General features: G+C 51.8%; 1 protein-coding gene. It reads left to right on the forward strand.

The window, feature by feature from the left end; genetic code table 11:
• On the forward strand, positions 1-220 hold a 220-nt coding region (locus tag ASC50_RS08615; RefSeq protein ID WP_226995425.1), incomplete at both ends, for a hypothetical protein.

The raw sequence follows: 220 nt of genomic DNA on the forward strand, positions 1-220 counted from the left end.
TCAAGGCTCACTGACTGCCGGCGGCAACTACGCTATCAGCATTGCAAATAAAGTCTTCACCATCATCCCGAAGAGCATTACCGCTTCAACGGTGACGGTGGCAAGCATCGCCGCTCAAAAGTACACCGGCAAAGAAATCAAACCGCTACCTAACGTGGTGGACGGCGGTCGCCCACTCACAATCAACACGGACTACACTCTAAGTTACAGCAACAACACA

It is taken from the genome of Candidatus Symbiothrix dinenymphae, assembly GCF_001431085.1.